This window comes from Clostridia bacterium (assembly GCA_017438525.1).
Taxonomy (GTDB): domain Bacteria; phylum Bacillota; class Clostridia; order Oscillospirales; family RGIG8002; genus RGIG8002.
Genome location: JAFRVI010000013.1, coordinates 1 through 15,252, shown reverse-complemented (window position 1 = coordinate 15,252; position 15,252 = coordinate 1). Strand labels below are relative to the sequence as shown.

Annotated in this window: 17 protein-coding genes and 1 tRNA gene; 3 read left to right on the top strand and 15 right to left on the bottom strand. The window is 54.2% G+C overall.

The window, feature by feature from the left end; translation table 11 throughout:
* Positions 1-213: hypothetical protein (locus IJL83_01235; protein ID MBQ6552232.1), on the top strand; the 213-nt coding region annotated here is incomplete at its 5' end.
* Here the strand turns inward: IJL83_01235 and IJL83_01230 are convergent.
* Positions 192-268 (bottom strand) — tRNA-Val (locus IJL83_01230). The two genes, IJL83_01235 and IJL83_01230, sit on opposite strands and share 22 nt — an antisense overlap.
* A 241-nt stretch (positions 269-509) precedes the next feature.
* On the opposite strand from IJL83_01230, the gene IJL83_01225 reads away from it, so the two are divergent.
* Complete coding sequence (locus IJL83_01225; protein MBQ6552231.1) at positions 510-1,883, top strand: citrate/2-methylcitrate synthase; 1,374 nt, start codon at positions 510-512, stop codon at positions 1,881-1,883.
* A 55-nt stretch (positions 1,884-1,938) separates the two neighbouring features.
* On the opposite strand, the gene rpiB is transcribed toward IJL83_01225, so the two are convergent.
* The 4 genes from rpiB to IJL83_01205 are packed head-to-tail and all read right to left on the bottom strand — an operon-like array spanning position 1,939 to position 5,173.
* Entirely contained in the window at positions 1,939-2,379 is a 441-nt protein-coding gene (gene rpiB / locus IJL83_01220) for a ribose 5-phosphate isomerase B (GenBank protein MBQ6552230.1), read from the bottom strand.
* A complete protein-coding gene (gene tsaB, locus IJL83_01215) occupies positions 2,376-3,086 on the bottom strand; it encodes a tRNA (adenosine(37)-N6)-threonylcarbamoyltransferase complex dimerization subunit type 1 TsaB (protein ID MBQ6552229.1) in 711 nt (236 codons plus the stop codon). Before tsaB ends, rpiB begins: the two co-directional genes overlap by 4 nt.
* Positions 3,067-3,504, bottom strand: coding sequence for a tRNA (adenosine(37)-N6)-threonylcarbamoyltransferase complex ATPase subunit type 1 TsaE (gene tsaE, locus IJL83_01210; protein MBQ6552228.1), 438 nt, complete (start codon positions 3,502-3,504; stop codon positions 3,067-3,069). Before tsaE ends, tsaB begins: the two co-directional genes overlap by 20 nt.
* Before the next feature lies 1 nt (position 3,505).
* Entirely contained in the window at positions 3,506-5,173 is a 1,668-nt protein-coding gene (locus tag IJL83_01205; GenBank protein MBQ6552227.1) for a formate--tetrahydrofolate ligase, read from the bottom strand.
* 117 nt (positions 5,174-5,290) lie between these two features.
* Between IJL83_01205 and IJL83_01200 the strand changes: the two genes are divergently transcribed.
* Complete coding sequence (locus tag IJL83_01200) at positions 5,291-6,400, top strand: rod shape-determining protein RodA (GenBank protein MBQ6552226.1); 1,110 nt, start codon at positions 5,291-5,293, stop codon at positions 6,398-6,400.
* Between the two features lie 55 nt (positions 6,401-6,455).
* Here IJL83_01200 and IJL83_01195 read toward each other — a convergent pair whose 3' ends face one another.
* The 10 genes from IJL83_01195 to IJL83_01150 all read right to left on the bottom strand — a co-directional run.
* A complete protein-coding gene (locus IJL83_01195; protein ID MBQ6552225.1) occupies positions 6,456-9,266 on the bottom strand; it encodes a hypothetical protein in 2,811 nt (936 codons plus the stop codon).
* 18 nt (positions 9,267-9,284) lie between these two features.
* Positions 9,285-10,013: an rRNA pseudouridine synthase gene (locus IJL83_01190; protein MBQ6552224.1), complete on the bottom strand. Its 729-nt coding sequence runs from the start codon at positions 10,011-10,013 to the stop codon at positions 9,285-9,287.
* Positions 10,014-10,015: 2 nt separating this feature from the next.
* Positions 10,016-10,459 carry a GerW family sporulation protein gene (gene ytfJ, locus IJL83_01185; GenBank protein ID MBQ6552223.1) on the bottom strand — a complete coding sequence of 148 codons (444 nt, stop codon included), beginning with the start codon at positions 10,457-10,459 and terminating at the stop codon, positions 10,016-10,018.
* A gap of 21 nt (positions 10,460-10,480) precedes the next feature.
* A complete protein-coding gene (locus IJL83_01180) occupies positions 10,481-11,059 on the bottom strand; it encodes a DUF2953 domain-containing protein (protein MBQ6552222.1) in 579 nt (192 codons plus the stop codon).
* Positions 11,060-11,079: 20 nt separating this feature from the next.
* Positions 11,080-11,715 (bottom strand): SMC-Scp complex subunit ScpB, encoded by a 636-nt coding sequence (gene scpB, locus IJL83_01175; GenBank protein MBQ6552221.1) that lies wholly within the window; start codon positions 11,713-11,715, stop codon positions 11,080-11,082.
* Positions 11,716-11,724: 9 nt separating this feature from the next.
* Positions 11,725-12,465: a segregation/condensation protein A gene (locus IJL83_01170; GenBank protein MBQ6552220.1), complete on the bottom strand. Its 741-nt coding sequence runs from the start codon at positions 12,463-12,465 to the stop codon at positions 11,725-11,727.
* A 12-nt stretch (positions 12,466-12,477) separates the two neighbouring features.
* Positions 12,478-13,182, bottom strand: a complete 705-nt coding sequence (locus IJL83_01165) for a site-2 protease family protein (protein ID MBQ6552219.1) — start codon at positions 13,180-13,182, stop codon at positions 12,478-12,480.
* A 126-nt stretch (positions 13,183-13,308) separates the two neighbouring features.
* Entirely contained in the window at positions 13,309-14,532 is a 1,224-nt protein-coding gene (locus IJL83_01160) for an NAD(P)/FAD-dependent oxidoreductase (protein MBQ6552218.1), read from the bottom strand.
* The gene (locus IJL83_01155; protein MBQ6552217.1) at positions 14,532-14,798 is read right to left on the bottom strand and encodes an HPr family phosphocarrier protein; all 267 of its coding nucleotides are present in this window, start codon (positions 14,796-14,798) and stop codon (positions 14,532-14,534) included. Before IJL83_01155 ends, IJL83_01160 begins: the two co-directional genes overlap by 1 nt.
* A 233-nt stretch (positions 14,799-15,031) precedes the next feature.
* Positions 15,032-15,252: hypothetical protein (locus IJL83_01150; protein ID MBQ6552216.1), on the bottom strand; the 221-nt coding region annotated here is incomplete at its 5' end.

Sequence of the window (15,252 nt, the reverse complement as noted above, 5' to 3'; positions counted from 1 at the left end):
CCTATGGCGGCTGATGATGTATCTGCTGACGCAGAAATGATGTTGTTCGCTATCGCTCACAATGATGAGATGTTTGCCCCAATGTCCCGCAGGACACATCATCAGCGAAGCGGCATCATACGCGAAGCGCACATCATTTGCCCAACAGGGCAAACATCATTGAAAAAAGCACGCTTTCGCGTGCTTTTTTCTGGTAGGGGCAGAGGGACTTGAACCCCCGACCTCTCGCATGTGAAGCGAGCGCTCTAACCAGCTGAGCTATGCCCCCGTTTCCGTCAGCAAGAATAACTATACCACATCGCAAATCAAAAATCAAGAAGAATTATTATTATTTTTATAAAGATAATCTCTCATTTTCGGCCTCGTTTTACATATATCGCGCTCCGTTTCCGTGCCGCGCGGTTTATACCATACAAATATTTTGATTGATTGTTTTACAATTTCAGTATATAATTTAATGGTGAAGTGTATATTTCAATTACAACGGTGTTACAAATGGAGGTGAAGAAATGGCCATCCGTAAAAACAATCCATACTCCGCGATAACGACCGAGATCAAAGACCTCGCGGAGCTCTCCGTCAAAAGCTACGGCATACTGCCGGAGTATTATGACACGTACAACGTCAAGCGCGGACTGCGCGACGTCAACGGCAAAGGCGTCGTCGCCGGTCTGACGGAAATATCGACGATAACGTCATCAAAGCTCGTCGACGGCGTCGATACCCCCTGCGAAGGCAAGCTCTCATACCGCGGCATTGATATCAAGGAGCTTGTCAGCGGTTTTTACGGCGAAGGCCGTTTCGGATTCGAGGAAACCACGTATCTGCTCCTTTTCGGAAACCTGCCGACGAAACAGCAGCTTGACGCCTTCAAGCGCACTCTCGGCTTCTACCGCTCGCTGCCTACCGGATTCGTACGCGACGTGATCATGAAGGCGCCGAGCAACGATATGATGAACACACTCGCGCGAAGCGTGCTCACGCTATATTCCTACGACAGCGCCGCGGACGATATTTCCGTTCCCAACGTGCTGCGGCAGTGCGTGCAGCTGATTTCGCTCTTCCCGCTTCTGTCGGTATACGGATACCAGGCGTACAAGCATTATCACGACAAAGAGAGTCTGTTTATCCATCAGCCCGACGCGGAGCTTTCTACCGCGGAAAACATCCTGCGTCTGCTGCGTCCGGATATGAGCTACACGCCGTTTGAAGCGCGCGTGCTCGATATGGCGCTGGTACTCCACGCCGAACACGGCGGCGGCAACAACTCCTCGTTCACCACGCACGTCATAACCTCCTCCGGCACCGACACGTACAGCGTTATCGCCGGCGCGCTCGGCTCGCTGAAGGGGCCGCGCCACGGCGGAGCGAATATAAAGGTCGTCAGAATGATGGACGATCTGAAAGAGCACGTTACCGACTTCCGCGACGACGAAGCGATCGACGCATATCTGACCGCTCTGCTGAATAAAAACGGCTTCGACAAGAGCGGCCTCATCTACGGAATGGGACACGCGGTCTATTCCCTTTCCGATCCGCGCGCGGAGATATTCAAATCGTTCGTGCGTCAGTTAAGCGAAGAAAAAGGCGCGAAAGACGATTTCGAGCTCTATTCAAAAGTTGAGCGCATAGCGCCGAGGGTCATTTCCCGCGAGCGCAGGATATACAAAGGCGTCAGCGCGAACGTCGACTTCTACAGCGGCTTCGTCTACAGTCTGCTCGGACTGCCGCCGGAGCTTTTCACCCCGATATTCGCGATAGCGAGGATAAGCGGATGGTCGGCGCACCGCCTCGAAGAGCTTATCGGCGGAGGCAAGATAATCCGCCCCGGCTACAAGAGCGTCGCCGAAGAGCGCGGTTACGTCCCGATGGACGAAAGATGAAAAAACGCACAAAAACAGCGGAAAGCAATCGCTTTCCGCTGTTTTATTAAGTCGGTTATTTATCTTTCCCGTAGGCCATTATTTTCGCAACTCGGCGCTCGTGCCTGCCGCCTTCAAACTCGGTCGAAAGGAAGGTTTTCACGACGTCGAGCGCGGTGCCGACGCCGGTAACTCTGCCGCCGATGCAGAGGATATTCGCGTCGTTATGGAGGCGGCAGTATTCCGCGGTGAAATGGTCGGTGCAGAGCGCGGCTCTGACGCCGTCGACCTTGTTGGCGCAGATGGAAACGCCGATGCCGGTGCCGCAGAAGATCATGCCCTTTTCGTATTCGCCAGCCGCGACCTTTTCCGCAATCGGAAAAGCGATATCGGGATAATCCACGGATACGTTCTCATGGACGCCGTAGTCGAAATACTCGATACCCTCGCGGTCAAAGTACGCCGTGACCGCCTGTTTAAGTTCAAATCCGCCGTGATCACTGCCGATGATGATCATAATTGCTCCTCCGTTTTTTCGTTTTGAAGTCTGGCGTTGCGTTCCCGCTCCGCCTGTGAAAGCCGTATATAGTTGACCGCGAATGCCTCTGGCGTAACCGCATTCGCCACGTTCTCAGCGGCGATGAGCGCGACGTTCCCCGCGCTGACGCCGACGCGGCCTTCGCCGGCTATGCGGCAGGCCGCTCCGCGCTCCGCGAATCTGTCGCGGCAGAGCAGCGCGCCGTCGCCGATGAGCAGGACGTTCTTCTCGCCCTTAACTTCGTCGATCAGCGCGTCGATGGCGAGCGCTCTGTCCTCGCAAACGCGCTGAATAACGCCGTTGTCAACCCTGAAATTCGCATTGTAAACCTGCCCGCAGCGCGCGTCCATAACGGCGCAGACGAGCCCGCCGCAGTCCTTTGCGGCGTATGCCGCGGCGTAAAGCGACGAAACGCCGACGCATTTCAAGCCGGCACCCGCCGCCATACCCTTCGCGGCAGCAATACCTATGCGGACGCCGGTAAAAGAGCCCGGCCCGACGGCAGCGGCGATATAATCCATATCCGCGACCTTCATGCCGAGCGACGAAAGCAGCCAATCCGCCGAAGGCAGCAGCGTCGCGCTGTGAGTCTGTTTGGCGTCGATATATACTTCGCCTATTACCTTATCGTCGTATACGGCGACGGAAGCCGTCTTGCCGCAGCTGTCAAACGCAAGAATCCGCATTATGCACTCCCTCTATCGTTATTATCCGCTGATCCTCGCTTTCACCGCGAGAGATCGTCACGGTGACGTGCGGAACGTCAGCGAACGCTTCTATATTCTCCGACCACTCGACCGCGATGACCGCGTCCGTCTCGAGATAGTCGAAAAATCCGATCGAATACAGGTCGTCCGCCGAACCGACGCGGTACATATCGAAATGCGCCAAAGGAAGCCGTCCGCCGACGTACTCCTTTACAAAAGTAAAGGTCGGGCTGCTTACGGTTTCCGGCGGGATGCCGAGCCCCGCCGCGAGCCCGCGGACGAAGGCGGTCTTCCCCGCCCCGAGATCGCCGCGGAAAAAGAGCACGTCTCCGGCTTTAAGTCCCGCAGCATATTCGGACGCTATTCGTTCGGTTTCCAGGACGGAATTGCTTATCATATCAGAAAAGTCCTTTGATCTCGCCGTCGGGCGTGATGTCGATATTGACCGCCGCCGGAACCTTCGGGAGACCGGGCATCGTCATGACCTTGCCGGTATAGACGACTACGAAGCCCGCGCCCGCGGAAACCTTCGCGTCGCGGACGGTGATGCGAAAATGCTCGGGACGTCCGAGCAGCGACGGATCGTCGGAAAGCGAGTATTGCGTTTTCGCAACGCAGATCGGCAGCTTGCCGTAGCCGTTCTCGGTCATGTACGCGAGCTCCCGCTCCGCTTTTTCGGAGTATTCGACTCCGTCCGCGCCGTATATCTTCGTCGCAATGGCGTTGATCTTGTCTTTCAGAGGCAGATCGAGGTCGTAGCAGAAACGGAAATCGCTCGGCTTCTCGACCGCGGCGCACACCTTCCGCGCGAGGTCGACGCCGCCTTCGCCGCCGTTGGCGAAAACGGTGGTGAAGGAGTAGTCCACTCCGTGCGCGGCGCAGTATTCGCCGATTATACGCTTCTCTTCGTCCGTATCGGTCGCGAACTCGTTTATGGCGACTACGACGGGAAGTCCGTAAGACTGGATATTCTCTATGTGCTTTCCGAGGTTCACTATGCCCTTGCGAAGCGCCTCGGTATTCTCGGCCTTCAGCTCGTCCTTCGGTACGCCGCCGTTGTATTTGAGCGCCTTGACCGTTGCGACGAGCACGACGGCGTCGGGATGTATGCCCGCGGCGCGGCACTTGATATCGAGGAACTTTTCGGCTCCGAGGTCGGCGCCGAATCCGGCTTCCGTCACAACGTAGTCGGCGAGCTTGAGCGCAAGCTTCGTCGCGCGGACGGAGTTGCAGCCGTGCGCGATATTCGCGAACGGGCCGCCGTGGATTATGCAGGGGGTGTTTTCAAGCGTCTGCACGAGGTTCGGCTTGAGCGCGTCCTTGAGCAGTACGGTCATTGCGCCGTCGGCCTTCAGATCGCGGGCGCGGACGAGTCCGCCGCTTCTGTTATACGCGACGATTATATCGCCGAGACGGCGCTTGAGGTCCATAAGGTCGGACGCGAGGCAAAGGATAGCCATTACTTCGCTCGCGACGGTGATGTTGAAGCCGTCCGGGCGCGGCTGGCCGTTCGCCTTGCCGCCGAGGCCTATCGTTATTTCGCGAAGGGCGCGGTCGTTCATATCGACGCAGCGCAGGATAAGCACGCGCTCCGGGTCGATATCCAGCTCGTTGCCCTGATGAATATGATTGTCTATCATCGCGCAGAGGAGGTTATTTGCCGCGGTCAGCGCGTGCATATCGCCGGTGAAGTGAAGGTTGATATCCTCCATCGGCAGAACTTGGGAATAACCGCCGCCGGCGGCTCCGCCTTTAATGCCGAAAACCGGACCCATCGACGGCTCGCGGAGCGCAGTGATCCCGCGCTTGCCGAGTTTCGCAAGCGCCTGGCCGAGGCCGACGGAAACCGTCGTTTTACCCTCGCCCGCGGGCGTGGGGTTGATGGCGGTCACAAGTATCAGCTTGCCGTCCGGACGCGACGCGGTTTCGGCGTACAATTCCTCGGAGAGCTTGGCCTTGTACTTGCCGTAATACTCGAGCATATCCTCCCCTATTCCGAGGTCGGCGGCTATCTCTTTAACCGGTTTTTTCTTTGCCTCAAGGGCGATTTCAATATCGGTTTTCAACGGAATTTCCTCGCTTTCGTCGTTTCTTGATTCAACAACACAATAATAGCACAAATCAAAAGAAAAATAAACCTTTTCTTTCGCGATTATTTGTGGTAAAATGGATTTGGTGAGATTATGCCGAAAATATTCAAATCAATTTATACATATTTGAAGGAAACAGACAAGTTCCTGCTGGTCTGTGCAATTCTGTGCGCCGTAACGGGCATTATGATGGTCAACAGCGCCACGCTCGTGACGGGAAGCCGCCGCGACGTAGTGACACAAACAGTCGCGATGGCGGCAGGCATAGTTTTGATGATCGTCCTCTCCGTTATCGCGTATTCCGTATGGAGTCAGATACCGAAGTTCATATTCGCGGTCGGAGTAATAATACTGATACTGACGCTTATCTTCGCCAAAACGATCAACGGCTCTAAGAGCTGGATACAAATCTTCGGAATGAGTATTCAGCCGTCCGAATTCGTAAAACTGCTTTTTATACTGTCATTTGCGACGCATCTGTCTGCAGTGGATGAAAACATAAACCGCGTAAGCAACATCCTCCTGCTTTCCGCGCATGTACTTACTTACGTTCTCCTGGTTTATCTGCAGGGCGATATGGGATCCGCACTCGTTTACTTCGTTATCGCACTCGCCATGCTGCTCATCGCCGGACTCAGCTGGAAATACTTCCTCGCGCTCGGAGTCGCAATAGTTCCGATCGGATTCCTGCTCTATAAGTTCGTGCTGTCGGAATACCAGATAAGGCGCATACTTGTTATCTTTAACCCCGAGCTCGATCCTTTGAACTACGGATGGCAAACGATAAGAAGCGTTACGGCTATCGGCTCCGGCAAACTGACAGGCCAGGGCTACGGCGCGGGAATAATGACACAGCGAGGACTAATCCCGTCGATAGAAAACGACTCGATCTTCGCCGCAATCGGAGAAGAACTCGGGTTTATCGGCTCCGTGATAGTTCTTCTCCTGCTGACAGCACTCCTGCTGCGCATACTCAAGGTCTCAACAAACGCTCGTGACACAAACGGCGCGTATATATGTATCGGGGTATTCGCGATGCTCGCGTTTCAGATGATGGAAAACATCGGAATGAGTCTCGGACTCCTGCCGATAATCGGAATAACGCTCCCCTTCTTCTCCGCCGGCGGCTCGTCAATGATAGCCGTCTTCGGAGGCGTCGGATTGGTAATGAGCGTCTACCGAGGTAAAACGATGTTCGATTAGCAGATAATATAATACGCCGCCGTCTGAATAACAGACGGCGGCACTTTTTTTACCCTTATTCGAGCCCGACGGAAATGCGGAGTATCTTCAACGCATCAACGACCGTAATCTCACCGTCGCCGTCCATATCCGCTATCGAAATCGCCTCCGATGTTTCATCCATGAGCTTTGCGGCAATACGAAGCGCGGCAAGCACATCGGAAACGGTTACTGCTCTGTCGCGGTCAAGGTCTCCCTTCAGAACCGGCTCTTCAAATGCCTTCTCCACTATCGGATAAACGTCGGAACGAACATATCTCCCCATCCTGTTCGCAACGACGTACCTGCCGGAACTGCCGTCCGCCTCACCAGTGAACGAAAGCGTCCAAACGTCGCCGTTGTCGTTAACCGTGTATTCGCCGAGAGATTCAACGCCGCAGGTCGCGCTGAAATACGACGTGTGGATCTCCCTGTCGGACTGAACGTATTCGATATTCATCGTATAGTTTTCCGCGATCCCGGCTTCCTCCGGATAATAATGGTTGACGTTCGGATTAGAAGCGGAATAGCAGCGGCTCGTTATGGTGTCTTCACCGACGTCCATATACCTGAAATACCCTGCGCCGCCGTCGGTCGTCGACCAGGTCGTCGCCCACGTACCGTCCTCGAACTTTTTATAATCAAACTGATAGTTATGAAGCAGCTCGACGACCGTCACGCCGTTTTTCATCTTTTGATAGAGGTTATGCGACGCCGGCTCATGTCCGCAAAGGACAAGTCGGACGTTGGTATTCGGCTCGATGATCTTCTCAATAATTTTGTCGGCGAAACCGTAGCTGCCGGTCATCAGCTTGCCCGAAGTGCTGAGGAACTGATGAGTGAGAATAACGGCGGTTCGATGCGGATACATCTTCAGCACCTTATTAGCCCACGCAGCGCCCTCTTCGGTCGTTTCGTGATTGAGCCCGAGATAGAGGAAAATGAAATCGCGCCCGCCTATCGTCATCAGGTCATAGTGGCTGGTGTTGCCGAGATAGCCGCCGCCCCACCACGGCTGATGATCGTAATACTGCGAACCGAAATAGGCGTTCCACCTGTCGTAATACAGGACCTCGTCGTGCGCGTTACCGATATCGTGATTGCCGGGCGTAACGCCGTTCGGCACGTTCGCCTGATCGAGCTTGTTGTGAATGCTTCTGCCGAGTTCGTACTGCGCGACGGACGTTTTGTTGTCAACTACGTCGCCGGTGTTGCAGACGTAAGCGATATTGCCGGCGTTATACTCATCGACGAACCAGTCAAACTGCTCCTCCATAAAGTGACGGTATCTCTGAGTTGAGATATAATACTGCGTATCCGTCGTCCATGCAAACGTATCTGCGCCGTTTCCGTAAAGGTACTCGGAAACCCGGAGCTTGATCTTACCGCTCGCATCGGCAAAGGTCTCCGGAGAAATCGCAAAAGTGAATTCGTTTTCATCGCCGGACCTATTCCCGCGCGCTAAAAACTCCCAGGCATCAGCTTTGGGACTGTAAACTTCAAACTGCAGCGATTCGTTTTTGATCGTGCTGCCTTTATATGTGACGTAAACGGTATCGGTTTTTCCGGATGCGTCGATCTCAAACGCCTGATACGGAATCGAAGTCGTTTGGGAAATCGTGGAATACACGGCGCTTCCCGAAAGGTCGATCTCAACCTCTCCCTGCGGATCGCGCTGCTTCATATCGTTCAACGTAGAGAAATTCTCAACGGCAACTACAGGAAGAACGTCGGCCTTATAGAACTTATACTGCGTATCCGGATCGGCATAAGCGGACATCTTTATCTCGCCGCCGCCTTCGGAAACGGTAACGCCGTAGTCGGCTTCTTCGCCGATACGATTGACAAACGGCGCCTCATTGTCGAATATAACTCCGGCAGTGAGCACGCATTCTTCGCCGTCAAAAGCTTTCAGCGTTTTCATACCGTCGCGGTAAGCGGCAGTATCAACCTTATAGTCGCGGCACGTTTCGCCGTACGCGTTAAGATAACCGTCGCCCGAAGGCAAAATCGCCTTGCCGTCAACCGTTACGGAAATATTCGCGTCCGCGGACGCCGAACGCACGGTAAAACCGAACTCGCCGGCGGCGGCTCCGACGTTGGCTGTCCAGGAATAGTCGGCGGCCTTTTTCCAGACACGCAGATCGGAAATGTAAAACTTTGTGTTTAACGCGGCGTTGCCTTCGCCGGGGATCAGCGTAAGCATCAATGCGTTGATTTCGCCGAGGTGATCGTAAATGCTGCCGGCGGTCCAATCATTATCTGCTGCGAAATCCGAAATATCAAAAGTCGCAACGTTATCAACCGGCATTACCTCGGCGCTTCTGTAAACAAAGCCGAGAGGATAATCGGCATAGCTCTCGTTTTCGGTCAAAGGGCCTCTGCTCGGAGCCGTCAGCAGTTTCATAACAACCTTGCCGCCGGCGGGATAATCTCCGAGCCACACGCTGATCTTCTCAACGTCCTCGAGCGAAACGTCGCCAAAGACCTTACCGTTGCGCGGCAGCTCGTGCGCGTTGCTTTCAAAATCATCAATTGCCTTATCTGCTGCCGTGACGGAGGCAAAACTGAAGCTGTCGTATTCTCCTCCGTCGGCAGTTGCCGCCAGCGTCACCTCGAGAGACTTGGGCGAGGCGTCCGGATGCACAGCGCTTGACGTGCGAACGCGCTGGAGATTCTCGCGCCAGATAAGAGCCACCTGCACCGCGGACAACGACTCAAATCCGGGAAGCTGCGCGGAAATATACTCTCCATCCGCAACCGCGCTGAACAATGACGCGCACGCCATACATGAAAAAACTATCGCGGCCGACAGCAAAACGGCAATGAACTTATATGCTCTTTTCATAAGCGTACCTCCTGTTAGCTATTCACCGGCAAATATCTTTTTTATATCCTTTTCACCCAAATATCTGTACTTGCCGCACGGGAGCAGGCCGAGCGAAAGGTTCCCGATGCGTTCACGCTTCAAACGCAGAACTTCCACTCCGAGCACTTCGCACATACGGCGGATCTCCCTGTTTTTCCCCTCGAATATGGTCAAATGCACCGTCTGCCTGCCGTCCTTCGGCGGAGAAACGGTTATTTCCGCGGGCGCGGTCTTTTCGCCGTCGAGCTCTATGCCCTCGGCAAACGCTTTTTGATCGTCTTCGGAAAGCTCTCCCTTGACGACGACTTTATAAGTTTTGCCTATGTGAAAGCGCGGATGCGTCAGGCGGTTTGCGAAATCTCCGTCGTCGGTAAAAAGCAGCAGGCCTTCCGAAAGCATATCAAGGCGCCCTATCGGAAAAACTCTGCCTTTTACATCCTTTACAAGATCGGCTACACATTTTCTGCCCTTCTCGTCCGACATCGTGGTAACGTATCCACGCGGCTTGTTGAGCATTATGTAAATGTGAGACTTCGGCTTGAGCGCGACGCGCTTGCCGGAGACCTCTACCCTCGCCTTTCCGGGAACGAGCTTGTCGCCGAGCTCGGCTGTTTTGCCGTCGATCTTCACCTTGCCCGCGAGGATCAGCTCCTCCGCGGCGCGCCTCGAAGCAACGCCGCATTCGGCAAGGAACTTGTTAATTCTTATCGGCTCCTGTTTAGCCATACTTACTCCGCTTCTTCTTTCGCAGCGTCCATTGCCTCTTCAACGGCTTTTTCGACCTTTTCCTTCGCCTTCTCTTTCTTGCTCTTACGCTTGAACATATTGGAAAGCTTTTCGATGACCGTCGGGACGGACTGGATCGCCTTATCTATGCCGCTTTCGTCCGGGTCGACGGAAAGCACGCGGACGTCGCCTTCCTTTATCGAAAGGAACGCAACGGGCGTGATCGAAACGCCGGCGCCGCTGCCGCCGCCGAACTTCTGCTTCTCCGGCTGCTTGCCGAAGTCGGAACCGCCGGAAGCGAAGCCGAAGCAGACCTTGGAGATCGGTATGATAGTCGTGCCGTCCGGAGTCGTGACGGGATTGCCGACTATCGTATTGACGTCGATCATATCGCGGATCCCGCTCATTGCGGTGCTCATAAAATCGTTGATCTTGTTTTCGCTCATATCAGGTCGTCCTTTCAATATTTATGCGCGGGCGCGTTTGGGTCCGCGCCTCATTGCGTTGAATAATATGCTTATACCCGCTCCGACAGCGGAAAAAACGAACATCTTTATCTTAACGAACGCGTCCAGCTCCGGTTTCTGCGCCGTGAAATCAGGGTAGATATACACGTTCTGTTTTTTCACCTTGAAGCATTCGTTAATAAAAGCGTCAAGCGCGGCCGCGGCGGCGCAGGCGGAGCCATAAAGCACCGCGGTCTGCGCGGCGTCTCCCGTCGCAACGCGGCAAACGAGCCGAAAGCGAGTCACGGTCAGTCTCTTCGCGATAATACGAAAGGCGTCCCGAGTAAACGCGACCTTGTCTTTGAACTCGTTTATCCGTTCTGAAAGCGTGCGTTTCCTTGCTCTTTTTTGCTTCTTTTCGGTTTTTTCGGTTTCCTTTTCCGGCTTATCCTCTTTTATCACCGCGCCGGTTATATCGATAAAGCCAAGCTTTATCTTGACCTCCGGTTCGGTGTTTTTAAGGTCGACCGTGAGGTAAACCGGGAGCAGCAGAAAAATCAGAATAAGCGCGGGCAGGATCAAAAGCAGATACCACCACATAGTTTCTCTCCGTGCAGACGTCAGTCCGCGTTTTCAGCGTTATCGGCGTTTTCAACGGCTTCCGCGTCGGCGTGTTCCGCAGCTTCCTGCTGCGCGACCTGCTCGGTGTATTCCTCAATCGTCATCTGATCCGGATCGTCGCCTTCAAGACGCGGCAGTTTCGGCAGATCGGCAAGAGATTCGAGATTGAAGCAGCGCAGGAAGTTGTCAGTCGTCCCGTAAAGCAGCGGACGGCCCGGAATATCGAGTCTGCCGCGCTCTTCAACAAGTCGTTTTTCGCAAAGACTGCCGACTATATAGGAGCAGTCTACGCCGCGAACGTCTTCGATAAAACTTTTCGTTACGGGCTGATTATACGCGATTATCGCAAGCGTTTCCATCGCCACGTCGGAAAGAACGGCGTTGCTGCGAAGCTTCAACGCGGTCTTAATCTCCTCGTAAAACTCGCCTTTGGAGCAGATCTGATAACTGCCGTCAAGGGCGACGAGCTCTATACCACAGCGCGCGTCGGCGTAACGCCCGGATATATTCTTTACACATTTTTCAAGCGTATCCGCGTCGATACCGACCGCTTCGCAGATTCTCTCCGCGGATATGGGGTCGCCCGACGCAAACACAACGGCTTCTACCGCCGCTTCGATTCTTGAGATATCCATACCAACCTCTTATTTCACTTTATGTTTAAGCTTTTTCCTGGAGTCTTTTGTCATCGTCATCGCAAGGGCCGTGCCGTCGTTCTCTATATGTACCCTGCCGGCTCTCGCGAGCTGCAGCGTCGCGAAGAACGCCGCGACCGCGTCTCCGCGCACGTTGTCGCGGCCGACGAGCGAAAGCAGCGTAACGCGCGTCCTGCGGGCAAGTCCGCGAAGAATTGCGAATATCTTTGACGCTATGCTTGTCGATCGGCGCAGGACTATGCGGGAGATCGACTCCGGCGACGCCTTGCGTTCACGCTTGCGGACGACCGCCGACGAAATGGAGAAATACGCGTCGCGGAGTTCGCCGACGTTGTGACTGCGCGTGTAAGTGTAATCGATCTCCATCTTGACCGGCTCGCGCACGAAGCGGTAAACGCCGCTCTCATGCTCGCGGAAGCTTTCCGCCGCCTGCTTATAGCGTTCGTATTCGAGCAGCAGGTTGACCAGCTCCGTGCGGGGATCCTCTTCCTCCTCGTACTTAGGCAGCAGCATTGCGGACTTTATCTGAACAAGCGTTGCCGCCATAGTCAGAAACTCGCTGGAAACCTCGAGGTTCTCGCGGCGCATAACGTCGATGTGTTCGATGAACTGCCTGAGCAACTCCGCGATGGGAATGTCGTAAATATTGATTTCATTCTTGCGTATCAAACCGAGAAGCACGTCAAGCGGGCCTTCGTACGCTTCGATTTTATAAGTTAAAGCTTCCAAAAACGCCCTCCTTTACGCCATTCCGAATATGCCGAACCAGATGTTATAGAACAAATCCCAAACTTTGCCGGCGACCCACGCGATCGGATTGAAAACGTCGGTGTATATCAGAATCATCATCACGGCAAACAGACCTATCTGGAAGTAGGTGCCGTATCGGTTGTAGTAATACGATACTTTACCGGGAAGGAAAACGTCGACAAGGCGAGAACCGTCAAGCGGCGGAACCGGTATCAGATTGAATATCGCGAGATAAAGATTCAAATACGTCATCTGATATATTATCGTACCCAAAACCATCAGCAATGCGTCCCCGAACGAGGCGCCCGAAAAGCCGCCCTTTCCGTAGTAAATCGCAAGAACATTAAACTTCGCAAGAAGAGCGAGGATAAACATACAAACGAAGGACTGCAGCACGTTGGAAAGGGGTCCGGCCGCCGCGGTTACCGCCATACCGCGCTTCGGGTTGTTAAAGTTTCGAGGATTAACCTGAACGGGCTTCGCCCAGCCGAATCCGGTCAAAACCATGCAGAGAAAGCCCATTATATCGAGATGGGCAAGCGGATTTATACTCAAGCGTCCGGTTATGGCGGGCGTCTGGTCGCCGAGCTTTACAGCGGTATACGCGTGCGCTAATTCGTGAAACGTCAACGCGATGATAACCGCCGGAAGCGTTATCAGAATCATTACCGGATCTTCAAAGAATCTCGAAATCATAATACCTCTCCTTATACGCTATATATTATACAATATATCCGCGTCAATATCAAGAGAAAAATGACGTTAATCGCGAATTAGAGAAAGAAAAAAGGACGGGTCTCCCCGTCCTTCTGAAAGCGGCGTTCATTTTGCGGCGTTTTCACCGGCAAGCGCTCCGGTAGCCATGGCGATATGCATATTGTATCCGCCGGTCAGCGCGTCGACGTCGATGACTTCTCCCGCGAAATACAAGCCCTTTACGAGCTTCGACTCCATCGTTTTCGGATCTATCTCTTTGACGTTCACGCCGCCGGAAGTGATTATCGCTTCTTCGACAGGACGCGTGCCCGTTACGGCGAAATCAAGCTTTTTCAGCAGCGCCGCCAGCTTCGCGCGCTCATCGCGCGTAACGGAATTGACCTTTTTGTGCGGATCTATGCCGGAAAGGTCGACGATAACGGGTATCATCTTTTTCGGAAGCAGATCGTCGAGCGAGTTCGCGAAGTCTTTGTTCGGATTCGCCGCGAAATCGCGCGCGATACGCTTTGACAGTTCCTCGGCAGTCAGCGCGGGCTTGAGGTCGACGCTGACGGAATAGCGCTTCCCCTGCTCCATATGCGCGGACGCGGACAAAACCATCGGGCCGGAGAGTCCGAAGTGCGTGAATAGCATTTCGCCGAAGTCCTCGAACACGGGCTTATCCTTTCCGTCTTCAGTCAACGTCAAAGCGACGTTTTTAAGCGAAAGCCCCATGAGGCGTTTCGCCGTGCCGCCGGCCGCAACGAGAGGTACGAGCGAAGGGCGTATCGGCTCGACGGTATGCCCCGCCTCTTTCGCGAAACGGTATCCGTCGCCGGTAGATCCCGTGCGCGTATAAGACGCGCCGCCGGTAGCGACGACGACGGAGTCTGCGCCGATCCTGCCGGAAGAGGTCTCAACTCCGACCGCCGCGCCGTTTTTGACGATGAGCGATTTCACCTCGGCGTTCAGGTATTCGCACCCGGCGCTTTTCGCCATAGCGTATACGGCGTCGACGACGTCGACCGCCTTATCGCTCCGCGGAAAAACGCGGTTGCCGCGTTCGGTTTTCAGAGGAAGTCCGGACGCCTCAACAAGTTCCATAAGACGCTGCGGAGGCAAAAAATATAACGCCGAAAACAGAAAGCTGGCGTTTTTCGTCACGCTTTCCATAAATCGGCGTACGTCGCAGTTGTTCGTAAGGTTGCACCTGCCCTTGCCGGAGATCATCATCTTCCTGCCGGGGCGGGCGTTTTTATCGACTATCAGCGCGGAAGCGCCGTTTTTGGCGGCAAAGTATCCGCAAAGCAGTCCGGCGGCTCCCCCGCCGATTATCACAACGCGTTTCACTAACAGTTCTGCAGCCCGTTCGCGATGAGATCGACGAGCGTATCGACGGCGAGTTTTTCGTCGACTCCGTCGGCGCTGATCTTCACCGTCTCTCCGCTGAGGACACCGAGCGAAAGCACTCCGAGCAGACTCTTGGCGTTGGCGCGGCGGTCGCCTTTCTCGATCCAGATGTCGCCCTTGAATTCGTTGGATTTCTGGATAAAAAACGTTGCCGGTCTGGCGTGCAGTCCTACTTTGTTGTTAACAACAGCTTCTTTGATGATCATAACGGGACCTCCGTGTAAATCTATTACACTATTATTTTATAGCATCCGCGGTGATTCGTCAAGAAAAACAAGTTGTAAATAGTGCCGTTTTTAATCGCTGAAAATCGTCGGCAATTATCACGATTGCACAATTTGTGCTCAAATCGGCGCCGGCAGGCACTATATCTTGCGAAAGGGACAAGAAAAGCGGACGCCTGTCGGCGTCCGCTTTAATCTCTGACGGGTTATCGGTATTACTCGGTTTTTTCTTCCGCCTCTTCATCGGCGCAGCACTCGTCGCAGTCGCATTCGCACTCGTCGCCGCATACGTCGTCAAGGAATATCTCCTTGCCGCAGGCGGGGCAGAAAATGCTGTCTTTGCCGAAATCCTCTTCATCGAGGCAGATGGTCTCACCGCACTCGGGGCAATCAAACTCGCAGTAGTCCACGAAGTCCTCATCCTCATACAGCGCCT

Bases quoted from the DNA above. Each gene is read 5' to 3' on its own strand.
- IJL83_01180 (MBQ6552222.1), bottom strand. From the start codon at position 11,059: ATGTGGTGGTATCTGCTTTTGATCCTGCCCGCGCTTATTCTGATTTTT.
- tsaE (MBQ6552228.1), bottom strand. From the start codon at position 3,504: ATGATAAGCAATTCCGTCCTGGAAACCGAACGAATAGCGTCCGAATAT.
- scpB (MBQ6552221.1), bottom strand. From the start codon at position 11,715: ATGGATATCTCAAGAATCGAAGCGGCGGTAGAAGCCGTTGTGTTTGCG.
- IJL83_01155 (MBQ6552217.1), bottom strand. From the start codon at position 14,798: ATGATCATCAAAGAAGCTGTTGTTAACAACAAAGTAGGACTGCACGCC.
- IJL83_01195 (MBQ6552225.1), bottom strand. From the start codon at position 9,266: ATGAAAAGAGCATATAAGTTCATTGCCGTTTTGCTGTCGGCCGCGATA.
- IJL83_01190 (MBQ6552224.1), bottom strand. From the start codon at position 10,013: ATGGCTAAACAGGAGCCGATAAGAATTAACAAGTTCCTTGCCGAATGC.
- IJL83_01200 (MBQ6552226.1), top strand. From the start codon at position 5,291: ATGCCGAAAATATTCAAATCAATTTATACATATTTGAAGGAAACAGAC.
- tsaB (MBQ6552229.1), bottom strand. From the start codon at position 3,086: ATGCGGATTCTTGCGTTTGACAGCTGCGGCAAGACGGCTTCCGTCGCC.
- IJL83_01225 (MBQ6552231.1), top strand. From the start codon at position 510: ATGGCCATCCGTAAAAACAATCCATACTCCGCGATAACGACCGAGATC.
- ytfJ (MBQ6552223.1), bottom strand. From the start codon at position 10,459: ATGAGCGAAAACAAGATCAACGATTTTATGAGCACCGCAATGAGCGGG.
- IJL83_01165 (MBQ6552219.1), bottom strand. From the start codon at position 13,182: ATGATTTCGAGATTCTTTGAAGATCCGGTAATGATTCTGATAACGCTT.
- rpiB (MBQ6552230.1), bottom strand. From the start codon at position 2,379: ATGATCATCATCGGCAGTGATCACGGCGGATTTGAACTTAAACAGGCG.